Origin of the sequence: Planomonospora corallina (assembly GCF_042650625.1) — a bacterium.
Classification (GTDB): domain Bacteria; phylum Actinomycetota; class Actinomycetes; order Streptosporangiales; family Streptosporangiaceae; genus Planomonospora_B; species Planomonospora_B corallina.
Map to the genome: position 1 here is coordinate 1 of NZ_JBHSBM010000072.1, position 1,967 is coordinate 1,967.

At 71.5% G+C, this 1,967-nt stretch carries 2 protein-coding genes; both read right to left on the minus strand.

Features of this window, described 5'->3' with window-relative positions:
* Positions 1-130: 130 nt before the first annotated feature.
* On the minus strand, positions 131-1,222 hold the full coding sequence (locus ACFOWE_RS31725; RefSeq protein WP_377294400.1) for a hypothetical protein: 1,092 nt from the start codon (positions 1,220-1,222) through the stop codon (positions 131-133).
* Positions 1,219-1,713 carry a SigE family RNA polymerase sigma factor gene (locus ACFOWE_RS31730; RefSeq protein ID WP_377294401.1) on the minus strand — a complete coding sequence of 165 codons (495 nt, stop codon included), beginning with the start codon at positions 1,711-1,713 and terminating at the stop codon, positions 1,219-1,221. Before ACFOWE_RS31730 ends, ACFOWE_RS31725 begins: the two co-directional genes overlap by 4 nt.
* Positions 1,714-1,967: the final 254 nt, after the last annotated feature.

Below are 1,967 nucleotides of genomic sequence, written 5' to 3' on the forward strand. Positions count from 1 at the left end.
AGCCGTGACGGGTCCGTGCGAGCGTGCCAGGGGGCCGAGAAGGCCGCACGGACCCGGTGTCCTCCGAGGGCAGGGCCTTCCACCGGGACAGGCCCCGCCCTACGTCGGCACCGCACGGGTACGGCCACGGTCAGCGGACGAGTCCCGGCACCACGCTCCGGCCCTCGTCCCGCAGTGCGAACAGCTTCCGGCTCTGACCCGTCCGCACGTCCACCGCGTACACCACCGCCGCCGGCCCGTCCGGCTCCGGAGGCACGGCGAGCACGGTCAGTTCCGTGCCGTTCGACCAGCCGCCGAGCTTGCTCGGTCGCAGCCCCTCCGCGATGCCGGACATCTGAACGCGGGTCTCGCGGCCGCCCCGCACGGCGTCGAAGAGCACGATCGAGCCGTCCAACTCCACCATCGGCCGCCGGTCCCGGTCGAAGGTCTGCCCCAGCCGGGCCAGCGTCCGCCCGTCGGGGGCGAGGGCGCTGTAGTCGTAGGTGAAGTCCTGGATGGTGATCGGGGCGTGGCCGAGCACCCACACCTGACTGGTCATGTCGTACGGCTTGGCCAGCACGACGGGCCCGGAGCCGTCCGACACGCTCACCGGCCACCACCCGCGCTTGAGGTCGACGACCGTCCCGCGCTCCACGTCCACCAGCTTGTTCGGCTCCCGCCGGCCGCCCCACCCCGACACGACGAACCTCAGCCCGCCGGGTGACAGCCGGAGCGCGTATTCGACCGCGAAGTCCTCCGCGGACTGCTTCAGCGGCGACTTCCACACCTTGCCGCTGGCCAGGTCGCGCACCACGATCACACGATGCTTCGAGCTGTAGTACGCGATCCTGCGGCCGTCCGCCGTGACCTGCAGAGGGCCGGCCACGTCCCTGCCCAGCTCGTAGGTCTCGCCGTCGCGTGTCATGATCCGCCAGGCGCGGTCGGCGCACTCCTCGGCGGCGACCCGGCATCTCGGCTGGTACGCCTGCTCCACCGGCCCGACGTCCTTCGCCGGCAGGGGAAGCACCTTCGTCTCCGGCGGGGTGAGCACGATCGCGGGCACGGGGCGTGCCTGCTGGAGCAGCGCTGCCCCCCCGCCCGCGATCAGGCAGGTCACGGTGGCGGTCAGCACGGCCAGCCGGGTCGCGCGCCTCCTGCGCGCACCTCGTACCGCCTGCGCCGCCAGATCGACGTCGGGCGCCTGCTCGGCCAGCGCCCGCAGATCCTCGCGTAGCGTTCTCACCGGTACACCTCCTCAGGGGCGAGGGCGCGCAGCTTCGCCAGCGCGTAGTTGGTCTGGCTCTTGACGGTGCCGACGGAGACGCCCATGAGCTCTGCGGTCTCCTGCTCGCTGCGGTCCTCGTAGAAGCGCAGCACGATCACGGCCCGCTGCTTCGGGGTGAGCCGGGCCAACGCGTGCTGCAGGGCGAGGCGGCGTACGGTCGCCTCGTCGTGCAGTTGCCCGGTCGCGGCCTGCTCGGGCAGTTCGGCCCCGGGCAGCTCGACCTGCTTGCGCCGGCGCCAGGAGATGGTCTGGTTCACCAGGGCTCTGCGGGCGTACGCCTCGGGGTTGCCGTTCCTGGCGAGCTTGGCCCAGTGCGCGGCCACCCGGATGAGGACCATCTGCAGCAGGTCCTCGGCGAGATGGGCGTTCCCCGTGAGCAGGTACGCCGTCCGCATCAGCGACTGCTGGCGGGCGCGTACGAACTCATGGAACCCCTCGTAACGGTCCATGTATCGAAACAACGCCGCCGGAGGGCTCCCGGGTTGGAACCGCGGGCGTATCGGTCGGATAACACGGTGCCGGTCCGTGTGCGGTGCCGGTCCGTGTGCGGGGCCGCGCCGAGGCTCCGCGGCCGCGTGCCGCCTCCCCTGGGCGGGGACACCCGGGCTGGAGCCCTTTCTCCGGGGCCGGAGAAAAAAATCTCGGGGTTGGTCGTAACAAAATCGCGCGCTCGTCACTCTTACCTGACGAACACCACGAGACA

Coding starts and splice junctions, on each gene's coding strand:
- ACFOWE_RS31730 (WP_377294401.1), bottom strand. CDS start 1,713: ATGGACCGTTACGAGGGGTTCCATGAGTTCGTACGCGCCCGCCAGCAG.